At 55.7% G+C, this 21,323-nt stretch carries 16 protein-coding genes; 13 read left to right on the top strand and 3 right to left on the bottom strand.

From position 1 onward, the window contains the following. Positions 1 to 59 precede the first annotated feature (59 nt). Positions 60 to 1,466 (top strand): mycothione reductase, encoded by a 1,407-nt coding sequence (locus tag VVR27_RS08745; protein WP_368547999.1) that lies wholly within the window; start codon positions 60 to 62, stop codon positions 1,464 to 1,466. Positions 1,467 to 1,648: 182 nt separating this feature from the next. Next, positions 1,649 to 3,754, top strand: coding sequence for a PhoX family phosphatase (locus tag VVR27_RS08740; RefSeq protein WP_368547998.1), 2,106 nt, complete (start codon positions 1,649 to 1,651; stop codon positions 3,752 to 3,754). A gap of 147 nt (positions 3,755 to 3,901) precedes the next feature. Here VVR27_RS08740 and VVR27_RS08735 read toward each other — a convergent pair whose 3' ends face one another. Next, positions 3,902 to 5,998: a long-chain fatty acid--CoA ligase gene (locus tag VVR27_RS08735; protein WP_368547997.1), complete on the bottom strand. Its 2,097-nt coding sequence runs from the start codon at positions 5,996 to 5,998 to the stop codon at positions 3,902 to 3,904. Between the two features lie 227 nt (positions 5,999 to 6,225). Between VVR27_RS08735 and VVR27_RS08730 the strand changes: the two genes are divergently transcribed. Further along, entirely contained in the window at positions 6,226 to 6,969 is a 744-nt protein-coding gene (locus tag VVR27_RS08730) for a lysophospholipid acyltransferase family protein (RefSeq protein WP_368547996.1), read from the top strand. 140 nt (positions 6,970 to 7,109) lie between these two features. Continuing rightward, complete coding sequence (locus VVR27_RS08725; RefSeq protein WP_368547995.1) at positions 7,110 to 8,471, top strand: class II 3-deoxy-7-phosphoheptulonate synthase; 1,362 nt, start codon at positions 7,110 to 7,112, stop codon at positions 8,469 to 8,471. A gap of 10 nt (positions 8,472 to 8,481) precedes the next feature. Here the strand turns inward: VVR27_RS08725 and VVR27_RS08720 are convergent, their stop codons facing one another. Beyond that, positions 8,482 to 10,023 carry a serine/threonine protein kinase gene (locus VVR27_RS08720; RefSeq protein WP_368547994.1) on the bottom strand — a complete coding sequence of 514 codons (1,542 nt, stop codon included), beginning with the start codon at positions 10,021 to 10,023 and terminating at the stop codon, positions 8,482 to 8,484. A 125-nt stretch (positions 10,024 to 10,148) separates the two neighbouring features. Here VVR27_RS08720 and VVR27_RS08715 point away from each other — a divergent pair, with 125 nt between their 5' ends. After that, positions 10,149 to 10,490 (top strand): Rv2175c family DNA-binding protein, encoded by a 342-nt coding sequence (locus VVR27_RS08715; RefSeq protein WP_345447296.1) that lies wholly within the window; start codon positions 10,149 to 10,151, stop codon positions 10,488 to 10,490. 58 nt (positions 10,491 to 10,548) lie between these two features. On the opposite strand, the gene VVR27_RS08710 is transcribed toward VVR27_RS08715, so the two are convergent. Beyond that, the gene (locus tag VVR27_RS08710; RefSeq protein WP_368547993.1) at positions 10,549 to 11,661 is read right to left on the bottom strand and encodes a polyprenyl synthetase family protein; all 1,113 of its coding nucleotides are present in this window, start codon (positions 11,659 to 11,661) and stop codon (positions 10,549 to 10,551) included. A 171-nt stretch (positions 11,662 to 11,832) separates the two neighbouring features. On the opposite strand from VVR27_RS08710, the gene dinB reads away from it, so the two are divergent. The 8 genes from dinB (at position 11,833) to murF (ending at position 21,314) form a co-directional block, all read left to right on the top strand. Beyond that, a complete protein-coding gene (gene dinB, locus VVR27_RS08705; RefSeq protein WP_368547992.1) occupies positions 11,833 to 13,086 on the top strand; it encodes a DNA polymerase IV in 1,254 nt (417 codons plus the stop codon). Positions 13,087 to 13,233: 147 nt separating this feature from the next. Beyond that, positions 13,234 to 13,629 (top strand): DUF3040 domain-containing protein, encoded by a 396-nt coding sequence (locus VVR27_RS08700; RefSeq protein WP_368547991.1) that lies wholly within the window; start codon positions 13,234 to 13,236, stop codon positions 13,627 to 13,629. Between the two features lie 248 nt (positions 13,630 to 13,877). Beyond that, complete coding sequence (gene mraZ, locus VVR27_RS08695; RefSeq protein WP_346871635.1) at positions 13,878 to 14,312, top strand: division/cell wall cluster transcriptional repressor MraZ; 435 nt, start codon at positions 13,878 to 13,880, stop codon at positions 14,310 to 14,312. Between the two features lie 40 nt (positions 14,313 to 14,352). Next, positions 14,353 to 15,348 (top strand): 16S rRNA (cytosine(1402)-N(4))-methyltransferase RsmH, encoded by a 996-nt coding sequence (gene rsmH, locus VVR27_RS08690; protein ID WP_368547990.1) that lies wholly within the window; start codon positions 14,353 to 14,355, stop codon positions 15,346 to 15,348. Beyond that, complete coding sequence (locus VVR27_RS08685) at positions 15,345 to 16,010, top strand: hypothetical protein (RefSeq protein ID WP_368547989.1); 666 nt, start codon at positions 15,345 to 15,347, stop codon at positions 16,008 to 16,010. Before rsmH ends, VVR27_RS08685 begins: the two co-directional genes overlap by 4 nt. Positions 16,011 to 16,096: 86 nt before the next feature. Then, positions 16,097 to 17,947, top strand: a complete 1,851-nt coding sequence (locus tag VVR27_RS08680) for a peptidoglycan D,D-transpeptidase FtsI family protein (protein ID WP_368547988.1) — start codon at positions 16,097 to 16,099, stop codon at positions 17,945 to 17,947. Between the two features lie 75 nt (positions 17,948 to 18,022). After that, positions 18,023 to 19,708, top strand: coding sequence for a Mur ligase family protein (locus tag VVR27_RS08675; protein WP_368547987.1), 1,686 nt, complete (start codon positions 18,023 to 18,025; stop codon positions 19,706 to 19,708). Positions 19,709 to 19,724: 16 nt separating this feature from the next. Beyond that, positions 19,725 to 21,314, top strand: coding sequence for a UDP-N-acetylmuramoyl-tripeptide--D-alanyl-D-alanine ligase (murF, locus tag VVR27_RS08670; protein WP_368547986.1), 1,590 nt, complete (start codon positions 19,725 to 19,727; stop codon positions 21,312 to 21,314). Positions 21,315 to 21,323 lie beyond the last annotated feature (9 nt).

Here is a 21,323-nt window from a genome sequence, read left to right as displayed (position 1 = left end):
CTCCTGCGCGTTATCTGATACGAACATCCAGACGCAGGTAAAGCCACTGAAAGGGCACTATGACAGCGGTAAAAGAATACGATCTTATTATTATTGGTTCGGGCTCAGGTAATTCGCTGATTAACGAGGACTGGGACGGCAAAAAGGTCGCCATGATTGACGGCGGGCGCTTTGGTGGAACCTGCCTTAACTTTGGCTGCATCCCCACCAAGATGTATGTTTACCCTGCCTCAGTGATTGCCCGAGCGAAGGACGCCACCAAACTCGGTATCGAGGTTGAGCACAAGAACACTGCTTGGCAGCAAATACGCGACCGTATCTTCTCCCGCATTGACGCTATCAGCGAGGGCGGTTTGGACTGGCGCAAGCGTCAACCCTCCGTCGATGTCTACGAGGAGTACGCCCGCTTTACCGATTCTCACACCCTGATGACCGATAGCGGTGTGCAGCTGACCGCTCCCCAGATTGTAGTCGCCACCGGCTCACGGGTGACCCTGCCCCAGGTGCCAGGTATTAATCTGCCCCAGGTCCACACGTCCGACACCGTGATGCGCATTGATGAGCTACCGGACCGCGTCGTGGTGATTGGCGGCGGGTTTATCGCCGCTGAGTTCGCTCACGTCTTTAGCGGTCTGGGTGCTCAGGTAACTCAGGCTGTACGTTCGGACCGTCTGTTGCGCGCCCACGATGACACCATTGCGGAACGGTTTGCACAGGAGGCCCCCAAGCACTGGGACCTGCGACTGAACCACGGCTTACAGAGCATCGAAAAGACCGGGGACGGCGCGGTGACGGTTACCTTTGACCACCGAGGGCAGCGCGTCGAAGTGGAAGCTGACCTGGTGCTGGTGGCCACCGGTCGCACCCCCAACTCTGATACCGTCAATGCGGCGCCCTTCTTTGATATGGATGACCGCGGCCTGATTACCGTAGACCAGCACCAGCGGGTGCTCTCGGGTGGCAGCCCCGTCAAGGGTGTCTGGGCGCTGGGCGATGTATCGTCACCCTACCAGCTCAAGCACGTGGCGAATGCCGAGATGCGTACGATCCAGCACAACCTGTTGAACCCAGATCACTTGGAATCTACCGACCACCGCTACGTCCCGTCGGCTGTTTTCACCCACCCCCAGATTGCTGCCGTAGGGCTCACCGAAACCCAGGCTCGCCAGCAGGCTGAGTCTGAAGGGTATGAGATCACCGTCAAGGTGCAGAACATAGGAGATGTCGCTTACGGTTGGGCGATGGAGGACACGGTGGGGCTTTGCAAGATCATCGCCCGCAAGGACACCGGCGAAATCTTGGGCGCTCACCTGATCGGTGAGGATTCCGCGAACCTGATTCAGCCCCTGATTCAAGCCATGAGTTTTGGGCTAAGCGCCCAGGACATGGCGCGCGGTCAATACTGGATTCACCCCGCACTTACTGAGGTCGTTGAAAACGCCCTCCTCGGTTTGGAACTCGACTAAAACCAATCACACCTGATACAGCCCCACTAGCCCACATCCGTTGAGGCTAGTGGGGCCGTGTTTAATGTTCTATAACCTTCTGTTTACTAGGTTGCTCCCTAAGCGTCACCTTGCTTTGACATAGTCAGTGAGGCTGTTCCCACCAGCCACACCCCCCCCACACTGCTTGAAGGAAGAACGTTTTGTCTGAAAAAACTTTGCTGCCCAACCCCACCCGCCGTTTCCTACCCATGTGGAATCACGTCAAGGGCAAACGTTCAGCTGTCACCTGCGCCCTCAAATGCAACAATGCCTGCCTTGAGCCGGATGCCAACTGCTCAAGTAACAGCTACTTCAAAGACATTCTTGAGAGCACCATCTCGCGCCGAGCCGCCCTAGGCGTCACCGCTGGCGCCGCTATCGTCATCGGCACTGAGGGTCTATCTCCCCAGTCTGCTGAAGCCGCTTCGCAGAACCCCAACTCCTGGGGGCGCGGCACATCTGGTGCCCATTTCAACTTTAAGCCCATCGCCCCCGTCTCCTCAGACGTCGATGAGTTCACCGTGCCCGAGGGGTTCAAATGGGAACCCGTTATCCGCTGGGGCGATCCACTTTTCTCTCACGCACCGGCTTTTGACCCCTACCACCCAACCGAAGAGGCCCAAGCTTTACAGTTTGGCTACAACAACGACTATCTGGCCATTATCCCTGATGCTCACAACCCCCTCCAGGGTGTTCTGGTCTGCAACCACGAGTACATCAACGAACAAGCTATGTACCCGGCTGATCTTTTCTCGGTTGATCCTTACGCCATCGCCCGCATTTCCATGATGGCCCAGGGCCTGTCTGTGGTTGAACTGACCCGCAAGAAGGTAGGCTCACCCTGGACCTACGTGGTGGACGGCGCTCGCAACCGCCGCATCACCACCGACACCCCCTTCACCCTGGTTGGTCCCGCTGCCGGTTCTGACCTGCTCAAAACGGTGGATGACCCCACCGGTACCATTGTCTTGGGCACCAACAATAACTGCTCCGGCGGCTACACCCCCTGGGGTACCGTACTGTCAGGTGAAGAGAACTTCGATAGCTACTTCGTGGGTCAGAACACCGAGCGTTTCAAGCGCTACACCATCAAGAACCAGCGTTCACCTCACGGTTGGGAAGAGGTTGACCCCCGCTTCGATACCAACAATCCCGGTTACGAAAATGAAGCTCACCGTTTTGGTTACATCGTTGAGCTAGACCCGCAGGATCCCACGGCGGCTCCCCGCAAGCACACTGCCCTGGGCCGCTTCAAGCACGAGGGCGCCAACATCCACGTTGACCCCGTCACCGGCCGCGTCGCCGCCTACATGGGTGATGACGCTCGGTTTGAATATATCTACAAGTTCGTCTCCCGCGACCGCCACATCGAGGGCAATAAGGCCCACAACATGACCCTGCTAGAAAACGGTTCACTCTATGTGGCTGTTTTCACCGGTAATTCAGAAGCAGAGATTGACGGTAACGGCACGGTTCCCGCTGATGGTAGCTTTGACGGGGCAGGACGCTGGGTGCAGCTTACCGAGGGTAACCGCTCACTGGTGCCCGGCATGAGCATCGAAGAGGTTCTGGTCTTCACCCGCCAGGCCGCTGACCTCATGGGCGCCACCAAGATGGACCGCCCCGAGGACGTCGAGCCTTCACCGATCACCGGTAAAATCTATGCAGCTCTCACCAACAACAACCAGCGCGGGGTATCTGGCTCGGCAGCAGCTGATGAAGCTAACCCCCGTAACAATAACCGTTCAGGTCACGTCATTGAAATGATCGAAGACGGCAACGATGTGGAAGCCACCAGCTTCACCTGGAACCTTTTGCTCCTCTGCGGTGACCCCCAGGGAGATGAGCCGGTCTACTTCTCGGGCTTCGACCCCGCTAGGGTTTCTCCGATTTCCTGCCCCGATAACGTTGCCTTTGATTCCAAGGGCAACCTCTGGATTTCAACTGATGGGGCACCTGACAAAATCCAGAAGAACGACGGCCTTTTCCGCGTCGGTCTGGACGGCACCAACCGCGGTAACGTGGAGCAGTTCCTATCAGTGCCAATTGAAGCTGAAACCTGCGGTCCTGTTATCGCCGACCACGAAAATATGGTCTACGTGGCAGTTCAGCACCCCGGTGAGGACGGCAGCTTTGATCAGCCGCACTCCTACTTCCCGGACTACGTGCCCAGCGGCAACCGAGGCAAGAAGAGCACCGTGGCTCGTCACCACGGCACGGTAGCTTTGCCCCGACCCTCCATTGTTCAGGTCTACAAGCACGGCTAAGCCGATGAGTTCCACATGACGAAGAGCTCTCTCTAGCTCAGCAGTAGCTAGGCAGCCCTGAAACCTTCCCGGAGCTAATGATGGGCCCCACTCTCGTGAGTGGGGCCCATCGGTAGTTTGGGTTAGTTAAGGTTGCTCCAAAAGACCCTACTGGGAGGTTTCCCCGTCGCTTCCGGGCTTTAGCCCGTTATCTGGAGCCTCCACCGGGGTCTGGGGGTCCAGAGCATTTTCATCGGTCTTCGGGCCACGGGCTTGCTGCAGTTTATCGGCCAGCTCGTGTAGCTTCTGCCCCCGGGACTCGGTGAACTCCTGGATTTTCTGACCCTGGTCTGCCTTGAACTCATCCCACTTCTCGCTCTGCTCAGCGCGCAACTCCTGCATACGCTCAGCGGTCTGCGAGGCGGTTTCGGTGACCGTGCTCTTGGTGCGGTTATAGATGTCCTCCACATAGGAGCTGAAATCAGCCAAAATCTGCTTGCGGCGTACCTTCATGGAAGGTGTCAGATGGCCTTCTGCTTCGGTGAAGTCCTTGTCGATAATGCGGAATTCACGGATCGACTCAGCCTTAGAAACCAAAGCGTTGGCCTCATCGATGAACTTTTGGATGGACTCGCGAACGCGGGGGTGGATAGATGCTTCTTTGGGGGTCAGCGTTCGCGGCAGACCAATACGTTCTAGCTCATCGGGCAGCACATCAGGGTCAAGAGTGATAAGAGCCGCGATGAAGGGTTTTTCGTCGCCGACCAGCATGGCCTGCGATACGAAAGGTGCCAGCCTTAGCCTGTCCTCGGCTGGGACCGGCATGACGTTCTTGCCACCGGCAGTCACAATAATTTCCTTCTTGCGACCGGTGATGGTGATCTTACCGTCCTGTGAAATTTGAGCAAGATCGCCGGTGCGGAACCAGCCGTCCTCGGTGAAGGCGAGGGCGTTTTCCTCAGGGTTATCGAGGTAGCCAGAAATCAGGCCGACGCCTTTGAACTCCAGTTCTCCATCATCTGCCAGGCGTGCCGAGCCACCGGGAATGAGGGTGCCAACGTTACCCACCTCGAAATCTCGGATTCGCCCTACAGCCAAAGGAGCGGTGGTCTCGGTGAGACCGTACCCCTCCACTACTTCAATGCCAACAGCATGGTAAAAATGGCCGTAATGAGGTGCTAGCCGGCTGCCGCCTGATACGGCGAACCTAACTCTTCCTCCCATGGCAGCGCGCAGCTTGGAGTAGACCAGCTTGTCGTAGAAGCGATGTTGCAGCGCCAGTTTTTTAGTCATTTCACCGGCAATTTTTGCCTGGGACCACTTAACGGCTACATCAACTGAACGGTGGAAGAGCTTAGCGTTAACCGTTCCGCCCTTCTCAGCCTTCTTAACCGCGCCCTCGTAGACCTTCTCAAAAACACGCGGAACCACCAGCAACATGGTGGGCTGGAAGGACGCCAAATCAGTGGAAAGGTTCTTAATATCAGGCGCATGGCCTACCACCATGCCCGCATCAAAAGTGAGCACCTGGATAATGCGGCCCAATACGTGCGCTAACGGCAGGAAGAGGAGAGTCGAATTGGTCTCGTTAGCGATTTCAGGAATGGTGGCTTTGCTATTGGCACTCAGTCGAACAAAGTTACCGTGAGTGATAGGGCAGGCTTTGGGGCGCCCCGTCGTGCCTGATGTGTAGACAATTGTGGCAATGTCTTCGCAGCTAGCGGTGGAACGGCGTTGCTCAATTTCATCATCGGTAACCGAAGATCCCTGACGTACCAGATCAGCAATGGCTTCACAGTCGATGACCCACACATGGCTTAGCGCTGAGAGCTCAAGCTCTTCATCGGTGAGGTTCCTGGCCTGGTCAATGACCCCTGCAAGTTTATCGCTTTCGACAAACACTGCCTTTGCCTTCGAGTGCGACAGTGCCCATGCGGCCTGTGCCGGTGAAGACGTTTCATAGACGGGAACCACCACAGCGCCGGCATACCAGCAGGCGAAGTCAATGAGCGTCCACTCATAGCGGGTACGGCTCATAATGCCCACGACATCCCCTGCACCGATGCCCGCAGCAACCAGGCCCTTGGCAAGCTCAAGGACCTGTGCCCTGAACTGCTGGGCAGTGACGTTTACCCAGTTACCCGTGGACTTTTGTATGCGGTAGACCACGGGGTTGCGGGTGTCTTGGGCACGCCGCTCAACCATATCGGTGAGGTTAACCGAAGGGTCAATCACAACAGCTGGAGGTGAGTGAATTTCTTTCACGATGGAGCCCTGCCTTAAAAAGTAGCACCCGCAACTGCGGGCTGAGGTTGTGCCCGAGCGCTGCCCGGGGTGTGAGTAGGATGATACTTCAATAAATTTTACCTTTATCAGCAAGGAGCTGATGAACTCATTACGCGTGCCGACAGCTGAAAATAGCTGGCTCTCAATAGATGAAAAACAGTTTTAGAATAGACAGCAAATACAACTGACCCCTTCGAGGAAACTCCATGTACAACCAGCTACATACTGTGCTCAAACCCCTGCTGACCAAGCTCTACCATCACGAGGTAGTGGGGGCTCATAACATCCCTGCTGACTCGGGAGCTGTTCTGGCCAGTAACCACGTCTCCTTCATCGATTCCGTTTTCCTTCCGCTGGCTGCACCTCGTCAGGTTTTCTTTCTCGCTAAAAACGACTATTTCACCACACCCGGCCTCAAAGGCCGTATGATGAAGTGGTTCTTTACGGGAGTGGGTCAGCTGCCCATGGACCGAACCGGAGGAGCAGCGTCTACCGCGTCCTTGCAGCGCGCTATCGATGCGCTGAAGGAGGGCAAACTGGTGGGAATCTACCCCGAAGGCACTCGAAGCCCTGACGCTCGTCTCTACCGCGCCAAGGTGGGTGTTGCTCGGCTTGCCATCGCAGCAGGCGTACCCATTGTGCCCGTTGCCCAGTTCGGTAACGAAGAGGTGCAGGCGCCAGGCTCCAATAAATTGCGCCTCAAAAACACTAAAGGTCAGCCCATTCGTATCAAGACCATCATCGGTGAACCCATCGATACCTCTGCATACTTAGGCAAGGAAGACGACTGGGCGGCCGCTAGGGAGCTGGCGGATACCGTCATGCAGCGTATCAGCGAAATGACCGGGCGAGCCATCGTGCCGGTGTACGCAGGTGACGTTAAGAAACTGATGGAAAGCCAGGGACTGACAGCTCTTCAAGCATCGGATCAGCTAGCGAGCCGGCAATAGTCCGGGGAATAGTCCTCTGAGGATGAACGCAACATGTCCTACATAACGGACGATTCTTGGTTCGCACCTCAGACCGCCTAGACTTAGAGACACCCTTATATCCGCGGGCAGACGCCCTCTTAGCTGACAAGGAGCGCACCGTGACCCTACCCGGCGCTGTACCCACCACCAACGACTTCCCAGAGCTCGAAGAGTGGCGCTCACTCACTATTCATCAGCACCCGCAGTGGGCTGAGCACGAAGACTTTACTTCCGTGATGAATGAACTCAGTGCTGTTCCACCGCTCGTCTTCGCCGGTGAAGTGGATCAGATGCGCTCTGACCTAGCTCGTGTGGCCAACGGTGAGGCCTTCTTGCTGCAGGGCGGTGACTGCGCTGAAACTTTCGCTGGTGCCACCGCAGATAAGATTTCTGGGCGCGTCAAAACTCTGTTGCAGATGGCTGTAGTTCTTACCTACGGTGCTTCTATGCCGGTCGTCAAGATGGGGCGTATGGCTGGTCAGTTCTCCAAGCCACGTTCATCCAACGATGAGACGCGTGAGGGTATCACCCTGCCGTCCTTCCGCGGCGAAATGGTGAACGGGTTTGACTTCGATGAGAAGTCGCGCATCCATGACCCCAACCGTATGCTCACTGGCTACCACACCAGCGCCTCAACCCTGAATCTGATTAGGGCTTTCACCAAGGGTGGCTTTGCCGATTTGCGTTCGGTGAACTCCTGGAACAAAGGCTTTACAGCCAACCCGGCTCACGCTCGCTACGAATCGTTGGCCGCTGAAATTGACCGTGCCATCAAATTCATGGAGGCCTGCGGCGCTGACTTTGCACCCTTCAAAGACACCGATGTCTACACCGGGCATGAGGCCCTGCTTCTTGATTTTGAGCGTGCACTGACTCGCATTGACTCCCGCACCCATCAGCCCTACGACACCTCCGCCCACTTTTTGTGGATTGGTGAACGCACCCGCGGACTGGAGGATGCCCACGTCAACTTCCTTTCCAAGGTACGCAACCCCATCGGTGTGAAGCTTGGCCCGACCACAACCGCTGATGACGCCCTGGCACTGATTGACAAGCTTGACCCCAACCGCGAACCCGGCCGTCTGACCTTCATCACCCGCATGGGTGCAGATAAGATTCGCGATAATCTGCCCGCTATCGTTGAGGGAGTTCAGCGCGAAGGAGCCAAGGTGGTGTGGGTAACCGACCCCATGCACGGCAACACTATCTCTGTTCCTTCAGGCTTTAAAACCCGCCGCTACGACGACGTCATCGACGAGATCCGCGGCTTCTTTGAGGTGCACGAAGCACTGGGAAGCTTCCCCGGCGGCATCCACGTCGAAATGACCGGCGATGACGTTGCAGAGTGCTTGGGCGGCTCTGACCCCATTGAGGAGTCTTCCTTCGCTGACCGCTACGAAACTCTCTGTGACCCGCGCCTGAACCACCAGCAGTCCCTGGAAATTGCGTTCCAGGTCGCAGAGTACCTGGCTAAGCGCTAGTGCTCAGGTGCTAGTAAAGAAGGCCCGCTAGCCACCAGCCGGCAAAACCAGCCACTGTAAACCCCACCAGCCCGATGACCATGATGATAATGAGTGCAACCGGGCTGAGTGGGGTTCTCCAGGGGGTCTGCGCACGGCGCCGTTCAGCTTCATTGATGATCGGCGGTTGCACCCGCGAAGTGTCCGAGGGCTGGTGTTGAAATTGCGGTGCAGGGTGTCTGCGCGGGTTATAGCTCCCACTGATAGGGCTAAAACCCTCTCGCTGCTGCTGAGCCCTCTCTTCTGCCTCCTTCTCTGCTCGCGCTCGTGCAGCAGAAAAAGTCGTCGTGGCATCAGGGTCTTGAGCAACGTCCCAGAAGAGAGTCTCATCAGGGGAGTCAGAGGCGTCATCATGCTCAGTTGCCTCACCGGCAGCTTGGCTTTGAGTCAGTGGCCCCACTCCGGAAATCCGGGTGGGCTTATAGACCTGGCTTTCTTCTTGAGCAGCAGCTATTACCCCCTGTTTATGTTCTGAAAGGTGCCCCTCGATATCGTCATGGAGCAAATCATCGGCGTTACCAAAACCTGTAATAGGGGTTGACCTGTAGGCCTTGGTCATTCCCGATTTCTCGGCAATATCGGTGACGTCCTGCCATAGCTCGGTGACGGGAGGTTCTACCAGCTCAGCGCGGTAGCTTCTCTCGGCTGCACCCATGCGGGACGAAATATCGCGCAGGGCGCGGAAGAGCTCCGCGGCGTCCTGAGGGCGGTCTTTGACAGCTCTACGGGTGCACCAGCTCACCACCCCCGCAATATCCGAACTAATACCCGGCGCTATCACCGAGACTGAAGGGATCTCAGAATTAATGTTGTGATAGAGAACCTGCTGATCGTTGCCCAGGCCGGGGAAGGGGAGTCTGCCGGTGAGCATACGGTACATCATGACTCCCACCGCGAAAATATCGGCAGGAGCACCCACAGCAGCGACCGGGTCCATAATCTCGGGAGCAACATAGGCTGGGGTGCCCATGAGCTCACCGGTCCACTGCTGGTCGGTGCGCCGTGTCAGCCCAAAGTCAGATAACTTGATGCCCCTGTTGCTATCTTCAAGAAGTACGTTGGCAGGCTTGATATCACGGTGAATCAGGCGGTGGGCGTGAACTTCTGACAGCCCTTCAACGGTAGGCATCATAATCTCAAGCATCTCACCTACGCTCAGCACAGGGCGCAGGGTGAGTAGTTGGGCGAGGGTGCAACCGTGCACATACTCTAAGACCAGGAACATGATCTCTTGACCGTGGATCTGCTGGGTGCCGTCCTGAACCACCCCCACCACGTGCTCATGGTGAATCTTGCCTAAGGCATTACCCTCTCTAAAGAATTTTTGCCGCTGTGCAGTGTCGGAGGATAGGTGTGGCAGCAGTACCTTAACAGCTACCGGATTGTTGGACCATAGATCTACCGCATGGTAAACCTCAGCCATTCCGCCGCGGGCAATGAGCTGGCCGACTTCATAACGACCGGCAAAGACGGTGCCGGTCAGCCAGGGGGCACTGTTAGAGTTCTCAGACATCACCCAATTATTTTACGGGTGAATTCTGGGTACTGGCGGGGAATCTGGATCAGAGCTGTCTCGCTTTGTGCGCAGCTTTGGTGCAAAATGGAGGGGTGAGTGAAGAAAAGACAACACCTGAAGTAATGGCTCTCGTGGGGGACTGGCTAACTATCCCCGACATCGCCGAGATGCTCGATCTTAAAGTGACCCGAGTGCATACCCTGATTTCTGAGCGCAGCCTCCTCGCTGTGCGCGACCCGGAAACCAGCGTACGTAAGGTTCCGGCCCTGTTCATGCGAGAGAACAGCGTGCTTGAGTCCCTCAAAGGCACCCTGACCGTCCTTGATGATTCTGGCTTCACCGATGAAGAAGCCATCGTCTGGCTTTACACCGAGGACGATTCGTTGCCCGGCCGCCCCATCGACGCTCTGATCAATGGTCGCAAAACCGAAATTAGACGCCGCGCATCAGCCCTCGCCTGGTAAATAAATCACATCCCGCTTGCACAGACGTGCAAGCGGGATTTTTAATGGCTAGGCTACCTTAGGCCGAGCGCTTCAGCGCTTTAGCGGCGATAACCTCCAGCGCTGTTCGCACATGCTCACTGACCTGCAAGGTCGCCAGGGCCCCCAACGCCTGTTGGCTTTTCTCCTCAATCAGTTGTTCCACAGCGTCCAGAGCGCCAGAAACTCGGATAAGCTCCTGTAGCCGTGCTATATCTGTGAGCGTCAGCTGCTGATTGCCCAAAGAGGATTCTAAGAAATCGTGGTCAGCACTGTTGGCTAGCATAGCCGTGTAAGCGGTGAGAACCGTGCGCTTACCCTCTCGAAGGTCGTCGCCAGCGGGCTTGCCCGTCACTTCAGGTTCCCCGAACACTCCCAACTCATCATCACGCATCTGGAATCCCTCACCCAATGGCAAGGCGAAGGTTCGGTAATGGTCAATCAGGGGGGAGGGCTCGCCGTGGGCGGCACCTAAACCAAGGGCACCGCCTAAGGCCAGCGGCTGCTCACAGGTGTACTTAGCAGCCTTGTACCGGATGACGTTAAGAGCGCGCTCCAGCGCCACCTGCGGGCTCTCAACCTGGACCGCTTCACCCACAATATCCAAGTACTGGCCTGCCATTACTTCAGTGCGCATCATGTTAAAAATATGTCGAGCCTCAGAATGTGCGCCGGCCTGGGGAATAGATGAGAAGGCCATCTCAGACCAAGAAAGACACATATCCCCGGTCAGGATAGCGCCTGAGACGCCGTAAGCTTCAGGTGATGTTTTGAAGCCCTGCTGCCGGTGCATAGCCTCAAATTGCCGATGGACACTGGGAGCGCCGCGGCGTGTATCGGAAGCATCAATGATGTCATCGTGAATAAGGGCAGCTGACTGGAAGAGCTCAATGGCCAGGCCCGCCTTGACAATGGTGGGGTCATCAGCTTGTCCACCGGCACCTCGGAAGCCCCAGTAAGCGAGGAGCGCTCGCAGTCTTTTGCCGCCGGTCGATAGCTTCTTAATAGCGTCAAGAATGGGCAGAGTCTCTGCCGAAACCTCAGCCATTAGCTCACCCTGTTCGTCAAAGAACAATTGCATTTCTGCTTCAAGAGCCTCAAGATAGGCGCGCTGTTCTTGCTCAATGGTGGATAGGGAGGTGTGGGCGGTCATTACAATCCCTTGCTTTGGAATACGGGGTCTGACACCCAGTGTATTGGATAGCGCCCCAACCTCCTACCGTATAGCGCAACGGCACCAGCGAGAAGAAATGTAAGAGGTTTACAGGGGTGAAGGAGATGTGGTTGAATAGAATATATGTTCGAATAAAGTGAGGGGTAGTTAGTGGCAGCACACCATCGTGGCGATACCACCGCGCGACCCTCTCACCCCATCATCATGCATCTCGATATGGATGCCTTTTTCGTCAATGTCGAGCTTCTGAGTAGACCGGAATTGCGGGGACGGAAAATCATTGTGGCCCGCGATTCCCCGCGGTCGGTCGTGCTATCGGCTTCCTATGAGGCAAGACGCTACGGGGTAGGCTCCGCCATGCCTCTGGCGCGAGCTCAACAGATGTGCCCCGGCGCCACCATTGTTGAGCCGTCAGCCCACTACAGGGACTACTCAGCCAGGGTCATGGATATTCTGCGGGACATCACAGATCGGGTGGAGCAGGTGAGTGTCGATGAAGCTTTTGTTGATTTGACCGGGGCCGTCCGCACGCAGGGGAGCCCTGCCTCCATTGCGCAAAAAGCCAGGGATCGTATAGCTGGGGAGCTTAACTTACCCAGCTCAGTGGGTATTTCTTCCAGTAAATTTATTGCCAAAATGGCGTCAACCGGTAGCAAACCTAACGGTCTCTGGGTAGTTCCACCGTCCAGGGTGCAAGAGTTCTTAGACCCGCTCCCCGTGGGCAATCTATGGGGCGTGGGGAAGAAAAGTGAAGCAGCGCTTGAGGGTCTTGGCATTCACACCGTACAGCAGCTCAGGGAATACGAACTTCCCTGGTTGCAGACAAAATTTGGACAGGCGGCAGGGGCACATCTGTACGCCATGGCACGTGGCGTGGACCCCCGCCCGGTGGTGACACACCGCGAAGAAAAATCCATGGGCGCTGAGCACACCTTCGCCGTCGATGTCACCGATTCTGAACATATCTCGCAAGCGGTCTATCATCTATGCCTTAAGGTAGCCCGCAGACTGCGAACGGCTCACCGGCAAACCCGCACCCTCAGTTTAAAAATCAGGTTCTCTGATTTTGAAACCCTGGCACGAGCCTGCCCGCTCGATGCCCCAACGTCCTCCGGTAAAGCGATGTACGAGGCGGTGATGAAGCAGCTTCACCAACTAGATTTCCTTGATCCAGCAGGTGACGCCCCCAGGGCATTTAGGCTCTTAGGAGTCCGTGCCGAGAAATTAGAAGATAGCGATGCGGGAGTGCAACTTGCGCTCCTTGAAACTAGCCTCGCGCAGTCGGTGCCTGAAGCGAGTGCCCACTGGCTTGAAGCTGAAGAAACTATGGATCGGATTCACGCCAAGTTTGGCTCTAGGGGGCTACTGCCTGCCCGCTTGCTACATCCACCCCCAAAGCAATAACCGTCGGTTACGTAACTTAGCCTGCTTCCTAGTGTCTACCCAGGCTCACCCGCTAAAATAAAGACACACTCAGCAAATCCGGTATTAACCTTATGCTTCTTGCATACTTGGTTTAATGGCTAGCTGCCCGCAAACAAGGAGACCCTCATGGCGCTTTCAGAACGCGAACAGGAACTGCTTTCTCAGCTTGAGAAGCAACTCAGCGATGACCCCGCTTTCACCTCATCAATTCCTGTTACCTCTGAGCCGCAGGTCTTTGGGGCTGTTCCGCAGGTTTCCTCGCCTCGAAACCTAGCCCTGGGTGCTCTCATTGCGGTAATCGGGCTAGGGGTCATCATTGCAGGTGTGGCGACCAAACTCATTATTGTTGGGGTGCTGGGTTTTCTGATGGCCGCCGGTGGGGTTTATTTCGCAACGCTCAAACCAAAGACACCTGCTGCCGCTGGGCAGAAAAGTCCTTCGTCTCAGAAGTCTCCCAAGAGCGGTTTTATGCAAAACCTTGAAAATAAATGGGATGAACGACAGGGAGGCCCCCGTATCTAAAAGGGGCAGGAAATAACAGCTGGCGCCTGTTCGTGAGCATTTTTCTTAGCGGTGGCGATCTAACTTAGGTTAGATCGCCACCGCTCTTTTATATCTTCCTTGTGAAAACTCTCAAAATGCTCACGAAATTGCCCTTTTAGGCATACGTGTGGAGTGGAGTGGAGTAAAGTGGAGGGAATAGAACAACATGAGTGTAGTTTCGTGTGGGCTGTGGTAACTGAACTCGGCAAGTAAAGGTGGTGGTGTATGTGTTTCTCGGGACGCACACGCCGCGCTTGGACGTTAAGGGCAGGGTCATCTTGCCGGCGAAATTCCGTGAACAACTTGAGCCGGGGGTCATTTTGACTCGTGGGCAAGAACGTTGCATCTATGTTTTTACTGTTGCTGAATTTGAGCGTATTCATGAGCAGTTACGCAGCGCACCGTTGTCCTCTAAGCAGGCCAGGGATTATATTCGTGTCTTTCTTTCCGGAGCTTCTGATGAATCGCTGGATAAGCAAGGCCGCGTTACAATCCCTCAGAATCTTCGAGAGTACGCGGGTCTGAATCGCGAGCTGACCGTGATCGGCGCAGGATCGCGAGCTGAAATTTGGGATTCAGCTGCCTGGGCAGCATACCTAGAAGCACAGGAACAGTCCTTCTCGGAAACAGATGATGACCTGCTACCTGGCATTTTGCTGTAGCAAAGAACTAAGAACTTAGAAACAACTAAGGAGTGAGACAGTGACCGAGGCGCATTACCCTCAGACTGGCAAAGACGCCAAAGATAGGCACGTACCGGTCATGCTGGACCGATGCCTTGATTTGTTGGCGCCGGCTATTTCTCGCCCTCAGGCTGTGGTGATTGATGGAACCCTGGGTATGGGGGGCCACTCTGAAGCTATGTTAGAGCGCTTCCCCGACCTGACCCTCATCGGTATTGACCGTGATTTGATGGCACATCAGCTGGCAGGTGAGCGCCTCCAGCGTTTTGGTGACCGTTTTATCCCGGTCCACGCTGTCTATGATGAGATCCCTCGGGCGATGGCAGAAGCCGGTGTGACCGGGGTAGACGGCGTTTTGTTCGACCTAGGGGTGTCCTCCATGCAATTGGATGAGCGTGAAAGAGGCTTCGCCTACTCTTACGATGCCCCCCTTGATATGCGTATGGACGGCACTGAAGAACTCACTGCGGCTACTGTAGTTAATGAGTACGAAGAATTTGAGCTTCGCCGCATCATTCGCCAGTGGGGTGAAGAAAAATTCGCTTCCCGCATTGCGCAGAAAATTGTGGCCGCGCGAGTAACTAAGCCCTTTGAGACGACCGGTGAACTGGTCAAAGTGATACAGCAGGCTGTTCCTGTGGCTGCCCAGCGTAAGGGTGGGCACCCGGCTAAGCGCACCTTTCAGGCTTTGCGTATCGAGGTAAACCATGAGCTGGATGCCCTCGAACGGGCTATTCCCGAAGCTATTTCGGCCCTCAACTTGGGTGGGCGGTGTGTGGCTATGAGCTACCACAGCCTCGAAGATAAAATCGTTAAAAGAGCCTTTACCGCAAGAGCCACCTCAAGTGCTCCTAAGGGTTTCCCGGTAGAACTCGAAGAGCACAAGCCGGAGCTCAAAATTATTACTCGCGGTGCTGAACCACCAACAGAGAGCGAAATTGAAGAGAACTCGCGTGCAGCTTCTGCCAAGCTACGCGCAGTTGAAAAAATTAAAGTGACAAAGGCACCCCGATGAGCGCCGAACCCAGATTCCCCGCCACAGCAGACGATGCTAGGGCCAGCAGACCACGCCTGTCCGTCGTCCCTGATCAGCGATCTGAGCCAGGGAAAGAACAGCGGAGGCCGCTTTCGCGCGCCCTGGCTACCCGTAGCCAGTCCAACCGATGGAGGGTTTTTCTGGGTTTGGGAGCTATGCTCTTAGCTTTGCTGATTGTACTGGGGTTGAGCATCACCATGGCCTCTCGCCAGTATGACCTCGTTGAACTGCGTGCTACTGAGCAGGCTCTTTCACAGCAGAATGAAGCCTTAGCTCAAGAAATTGAGTTCCATCAGGCACCCCAGGACCTGGTCATCCGTGCAAGTCAGTTGGGCATGGTTACTTCACCTAGCAGAGCAACTATTAACCTTTCAACCGGTGAGATTTCCGGTGTTCCTATGGCTGCGCAGGAGCCTTCAGAGGCAACCGATAACCTCATTGCACCTCCGGCACTCGCTGACACGCAGGCTTACGAAGAAGCCAGTATTCGTGCTGAGCAAGAGCGTAAAAAGAAGGAAGCAGAAGCTAAGGAAGCAGAAGCTAAGGAGGCTGAAGCTAAGGCTTCAGCAAGTGCCACGGCTAGCGCCTCTGCAGCTCCTACATCATCGGCTCAGTCAACACAGGCACCCGCCGACCGCTAAGAAGGTAAGGCATTCTTTTGCCTTAAGTCTGCTTGGAGCGTTCCGTTCCAACACTTCAACCACCGCACGAGCATGAAGGGGAACCTATGAGCGGTAAAAACAGCCAAGACCCCATCGGGTCTATCAAGCGTACCGTGGGCAGACGTGGGTTTATCACCGGGACTGCCGCAACCGGAGGTCTTGCTCTTTTAGGAGTGAGGTTGGCTTATCTGCAGGGGCTTGATCCGAATGGCTTGGCTGATGAGGCTCGCGAGAAGCGCATGCGTGAGCTCACGGTCCCCGCTCTGCGCGGTGAGATTCTTGATATCAACGGGCATGTTATGGCCCGCAGCGTACAGCGCTATAACGTCACGGTTGACCAAAGTGCCGTTGGTCCTTTTCGTCGCTACCAAGAAGGTAGCGACGAAGCAGTGGAAGTGAGCCCCACCGAGCTAGTGTACGAGCTTGCCGACATCCTTCAAATGAGTGATACCGACGTTAAGAACGCTCTCGACGGTGATCTTAAGTACCGGATTGTCAAGCAAAACGTAACTCCTGCTGTCTATAACAAGGTCCAGGCTTTGGGTGCGCCCTTTATCTACGGTGAAATTCTCTCTGACCGTAAGTACCCCAATGGTGAGGTCGCGGGGTCGGTTGTGGGCCGATTCAGCATAATTGAAGAGGCTGTTGCCCCCGATAGCACCGAAACCCGCACCCGTAACAACTCGGTAGGTATCGAACGCACCATGCACGAGCACCTGGCGGGTAGCGATGGTAAGCGTATCTATGAGATTTCAGCCGACGGTGTTCGCATCCCTATCGGTGATGAGCAGATGACTCCAGCAGTAGACGGTAAAAACGTTCGACTGACGATTAATCAGGACATTCAGTATTTTGCTCAGCAGGTTGTTAAAGCGCGTGCCAAAGAGCTGAAGGCTGAGTGGGGAACAGCTATCGTTATGGACGTGCGCGATGGCTCCTTACTAGCTCTAGCAGATTCCTCCACCATGGACCCAGGCGCCGAGCGTTTTGAGTTGGCTGATATGAATTCCCGCGCTCTGAGCCAGGTCTTTGAACCCGGTTCGACAGAGAAAATTTTGACCACCGCCGCGGTCTTCGAAGAGGGGCTGGCTGAACCTGAAACGGTTTATGACGTGCCAGCCCAGCTAGAAATCGAAGGGCAGACCATCACTGACGCCTTTACCCACCCCGCCCAGAAGCGCACCGTTGCAGGTATCATCGCTAACTCGATGAATACCGGAACAGTGATGATGGGTAGTGAACTCAGCCGCGAGCAGCGGTATAACTGGATCAAAAAATTTGGTATGGGTGAGTACACCGGCGTTGAATTGACCGGTGAGTCGCAGGGGCTCGTGGCTGACTGGCGAGAATGGGATATCCGCCAGCAGTACACGGTCCTCTTTGGTCAGGGCTTGGCACAAAGTGCGCTTCAAACCTCCCTCATTTTCCAGACGGTCGCTAATAAAGGCATCAAACTTAAGCCCCGAATTATTGATGCCATCATTGATACCGATGGCACTGAAGAAGTGCTTCCTGTAGCTGAAGGGCAGCGGGTTATTAGTGAAGAGACGGCGCGCAAGACCCTACAAGTCATGGAAGCCATGGTCTATCAGGGCGGTGCTGAAGCAGCCCAGGTTGAAGGCTACAGGGTAGCAGGTAAGACCGGTACCGCTGAAAACGTAGGGGAAGGCTCTGCAGTCTATGACGGGTGGACCACATCCTTTGTTGGTGTCGCCCCCACCGAAAACCCTCGCTTCTTGGTGTCTGTCACCATACATCGCCCTAAAACTACAGCTTCTGCGGTTGGTCTTGCTGGCACCACGGCACAGTTCTCCCAAATCATGGAGAAAGTGCTGCATACCTATAAGGTTCCTCGATCGACCAGTGAACCTACTGAAACTCCCAAGTTTGCTGAGGGTCACGATGAAACCGGCTAAAGTAGACCGTGTTGAAAAACAGTTTTAATTGCCAGGCGGGCACTTCCGCTCTTACTGCTAACGGAGGGTGAACCAATGACCGAGAAGACGAACCTCGTAGGTAATGCTCAAACCCTGCGCCCTGCGCAGGTCGCTGGTTGCACCCCCGCACAGGTGGTGCAGTGGTTGGCAGAGCAAGATCTCACCGCCCGTGAACTTCAAGGCACTCGCGTCATGACCGGTCTCACTATGGACTCCCGAGAAGTTCAAGAGGGCGATCTCTACGTTGCTCTGGGTGGGGCGAAAGCACACGGAGCTTCCTTTGTTGAAGCCGCCCTGAAGCTAGGCGCCTCGGCGCTGCTGACGGATGCTGAAGGGCTGGAAATCGCACAAGCCAGCACTGATATACCCGATGACTTCGGCATTATTGTCTGTGAAGACCTGCGCCGGGCAGTGGGGCCTCTGTCAGCGCGCATCTATAATTCTCAGCCTGATGACGGTAGCGCGCCCCGGCTCTTTGCCATGACAGGCACCAACGGTAAAACAACCTCCACCTACATGATTAATTCCATCATGAAGGCGCTGGGCCACACGACCGGTCTGATCGGTACCATCGAAATTCTCGCCGGTGGGCAAGCTATTGCCTCAAAACTCACCACCCCCGAATCGCCCCACGTCCACTCCCTGATTGCACTCATGCGTGAGCAAAACATCACCGCAGCCGCGATGGAGGTCTCCTCGCATGCGCTGGATTACCGCAGGGTTGATGGCATCCGCTATGACATTTCAGGCTTTACCAACCTGACACAGGATCACCTTGATCAGCACGGAACCATGCAGAGCTACTTTGAGTCTAAGGCAGAGCTCTTCACTCCTCAGCGCTCCCGTCGCGCCGTCATTACCGTTGACGATGAATGGGGCGAAAAAATGGCGCAGGGTGCCGCTGATGCGATGGGGGCAGAAAACGTTGTGCGCCTGGCAACAGCTCACGGAGCCGGTCTGACTGCTCTGCCTGCTCATTGCGGGGCAGCGGACTGGGCACTGGTGGACGTCGCTCGGCATGGTATCGGGCATACCTTCACGGTGCAGCGCGGTGATGGCACTAAGCTGACCACATCAACCCAGCTACCTGCTGACTTCAACGTCTCCAACGCTGCCCTGGCAGCAGTCATGGTTTATGAGAGTGCCCTTGATGGTGCAGAGCGCGAACTCATCAAAAAAGTTTTGGCTGACCCAGCAACACTCACTCCCGTAGTCCCTGGTCGCATGCAGCTAATTTCCACGGCGCCCACTGCTCTGGTCGATTTCGCCCATAACCCCGACGCTCTCAAGCGGGCTTTGGAGGCCATTGAACCTGCTAGCTCTGAAGGCAAAATTATTATCGTCTTTGGAGCCACCGGTGAAAGGGATCAGACCAAGCGCCCCATCATGGGTGAGATTGCAGCCAGCTACGCAGATATTGTGGTGGTTACCGATGATGACCCGCACGGTGAGGCGGCAGCACCCATCCGCGAAGCTATAGTGACTGGCGCCCTAACAGCAGTTGAAGGCGGGGCTAGGGCTCGCCAGGTTCTTAACCTTGAGCCTCGCTCCCATGCAATTGCCGAAGCGATCAACCTGGCAGGCCCTGCCGATTCCATTCTGATTGCAGGGCGAGGACACGAAGTGGCCCAAGACGTAGCAGGCACCGATATTGAGCTTGATGACAGGGTAGAGACTGCAAAAGCACTAGAAGAAGCCGGTTTTACCGTGCTTGAAGCCTACTCAAGCGAGCGAAAGTAAACCTAAAGGTAAACCTATGATTAAACTTTCAGCCCAAGAGATTTCCGAGGCAGTTGCAGGTACCCTACTCGGTGCCGCCGCTGTAGCCGCGGACACCATTACCTGCACCTCGGCCACGACCGACTCGAGAGAGGCGAGCGCAAAGACTCTCTTCTTGGCCAAGCCCGGTGAAGTAACCGACGGGCACCACTACCTGCACCAAGCTTTCACCGCTGGAGCCACGCTAGCTTTAGTTGAACGTGAAGTGACCGCTGAGAGCGGGGAGCTTTACCCTTCAATCTTAGTAGACGACGTAGTCTTAGCCATGGGGCGCCTCGCTGCTTACATCGTGAAGCGGCTACGCGCTCGCGGAGAAATCACCGTGGTGGGTATTACCGGTTCAGCCGGTAAAACCACCACCAAGGATCTACTAGCCAGCATTTTTGGCGCTAAAGGTAAGACCGTCGCTCCCGTGGGGTCCTTCAACGGAGAAGTGGGCGTGCCCCTGACCGTCTTCAGGGCTGAGGAAGATACCCGCTACCTCGTCATCGAGATGGGCGCTGATCATGTGGGGAACATCAAATACCTCACCGATATGATCCAACCTGACTACGGCGTAGTGCTCAAAGTGGGCACAGCCCACGCTGGGGAGTTTGGCGGCGTCGATAATATCGAAGCAACCAAGGGTGAAATGGCAGAAGGTGTCCTTTCTGGCCTAGGCCTTAATATCGACGACTACCGCGTGCGCCGCATGATTAACCGCGCGTCCGTACCCGTGACCTACTTCGGGGTAGAGGGGCAGGAAGCCGAGGTGACCACCAGCGTCAATCCCGGTGTCGCAGAAAAACGCATTGTGGCTGAAAACCTCACCACCGATGACGCCGGCTGCCCGCTCTTTACCCTGGTCTTTCCCTACGGTGAACGCGCCGAGATTCAGTCAAAGCTGATCGGTGAGCACCATGTCTACAACCTCCTCGCCGCAGCAACCGTGGCCTATAACTGCGGCGTTTTACCCGAGGAGATCGCTAGGGCAATGAACAGTGCGCAAGCTACCTCCAAATGGCGCATGCAGCGTACTGACCGTGCAGACGGCGTTACCATCATCAACGATGCCTATAACGCAAACCCGGAGTCTATGACCGCTGCTCTGCAAACTCTAGCCCAACTAGGGCGACTGCCCTCGACCAACCGCACCTGGGCTGTTTTGGGTGCCATGCTAGAGCTGGGGGAGCGTTCCCTCTTTGAGCATGATCGTATTGGTCAGCTCGCGGTTCGTATGAATATCTCAAAGCTCATCGCTGTAGGTGATGTTGCTAAACCCATCTACAACACGGCCCACCTTGAAGGTTCATGGGGTAATGAGGCAACCTGGGTAGCTACCCCCGAAGAGGCTTTCGCGTTGCTCCAAGGTGAGGTTCAGCCAGGGGACATCGTCCTCTTTAAGTCATCCAACGGCGCTGGCTTAGGGGCGCTAGGCCAGCGTGTCGCTGACTTCGAAGGCAACCTAACCCTCACCGATGAGACAACCGCCGCATCTTGGTTGAGCGCAGGTGACTTTGTGGGCACGCTAGACTCATTCAATGGTGAAGAAACTGACTCATCACCTTCCACTTCTACAAACTCATAACCGGGAAGA

It is taken from the genome of Rothia sp. LK2492, from assembly GCF_040946345.1.
Classification (GTDB): domain Bacteria; phylum Actinomycetota; class Actinomycetes; order Actinomycetales; family Micrococcaceae; genus Rothia; species Rothia endophytica.
The sequence above is the reverse complement of the archived record's forward strand: the minus strand, read 5'-3'. Positions and strand labels throughout refer to the sequence as shown.

Bases quoted from the DNA above. Each gene is read 5' to 3' on its own strand.
- VVR27_RS08700 (WP_368547991.1), top strand. From the start codon at position 13,234: ATGGCGCTTTCAGAACGCGAACAGGAACTGCTTTCTCAGCTTGAGAAG.
- VVR27_RS08710 (WP_368547993.1), bottom strand. From the start codon at position 11,661: ATGACCGCCCACACCTCCCTATCCACCATTGAGCAAGAACAGCGCGCC.
- VVR27_RS08685 (WP_368547989.1), top strand. From the start codon at position 15,345: ATGAGCGCCGAACCCAGATTCCCCGCCACAGCAGACGATGCTAGGGCC.
- VVR27_RS08715 (WP_345447296.1), top strand. From the start codon at position 10,149: ATGGCTCTCGTGGGGGACTGGCTAACTATCCCCGACATCGCCGAGATG.
- VVR27_RS08680 (WP_368547988.1), top strand. From the start codon at position 16,097: ATGAGCGGTAAAAACAGCCAAGACCCCATCGGGTCTATCAAGCGTACC.
- VVR27_RS08720 (WP_368547994.1), bottom strand. From the start codon at position 10,023: ATGTCTGAGAACTCTAACAGTGCCCCCTGGCTGACCGGCACCGTCTTT.
- VVR27_RS08675 (WP_368547987.1), top strand. From the start codon at position 18,023: ATGACCGAGAAGACGAACCTCGTAGGTAATGCTCAAACCCTGCGCCCT.
- VVR27_RS08730 (WP_368547996.1), top strand. From the start codon at position 6,226: ATGTACAACCAGCTACATACTGTGCTCAAACCCCTGCTGACCAAGCTC.
- VVR27_RS08745 (WP_368547999.1), top strand. From the start codon at position 60: ATGACAGCGGTAAAAGAATACGATCTTATTATTATTGGTTCGGGCTCA.
- murF (WP_368547986.1), top strand. From the start codon at position 19,725: ATGATTAAACTTTCAGCCCAAGAGATTTCCGAGGCAGTTGCAGGTACC.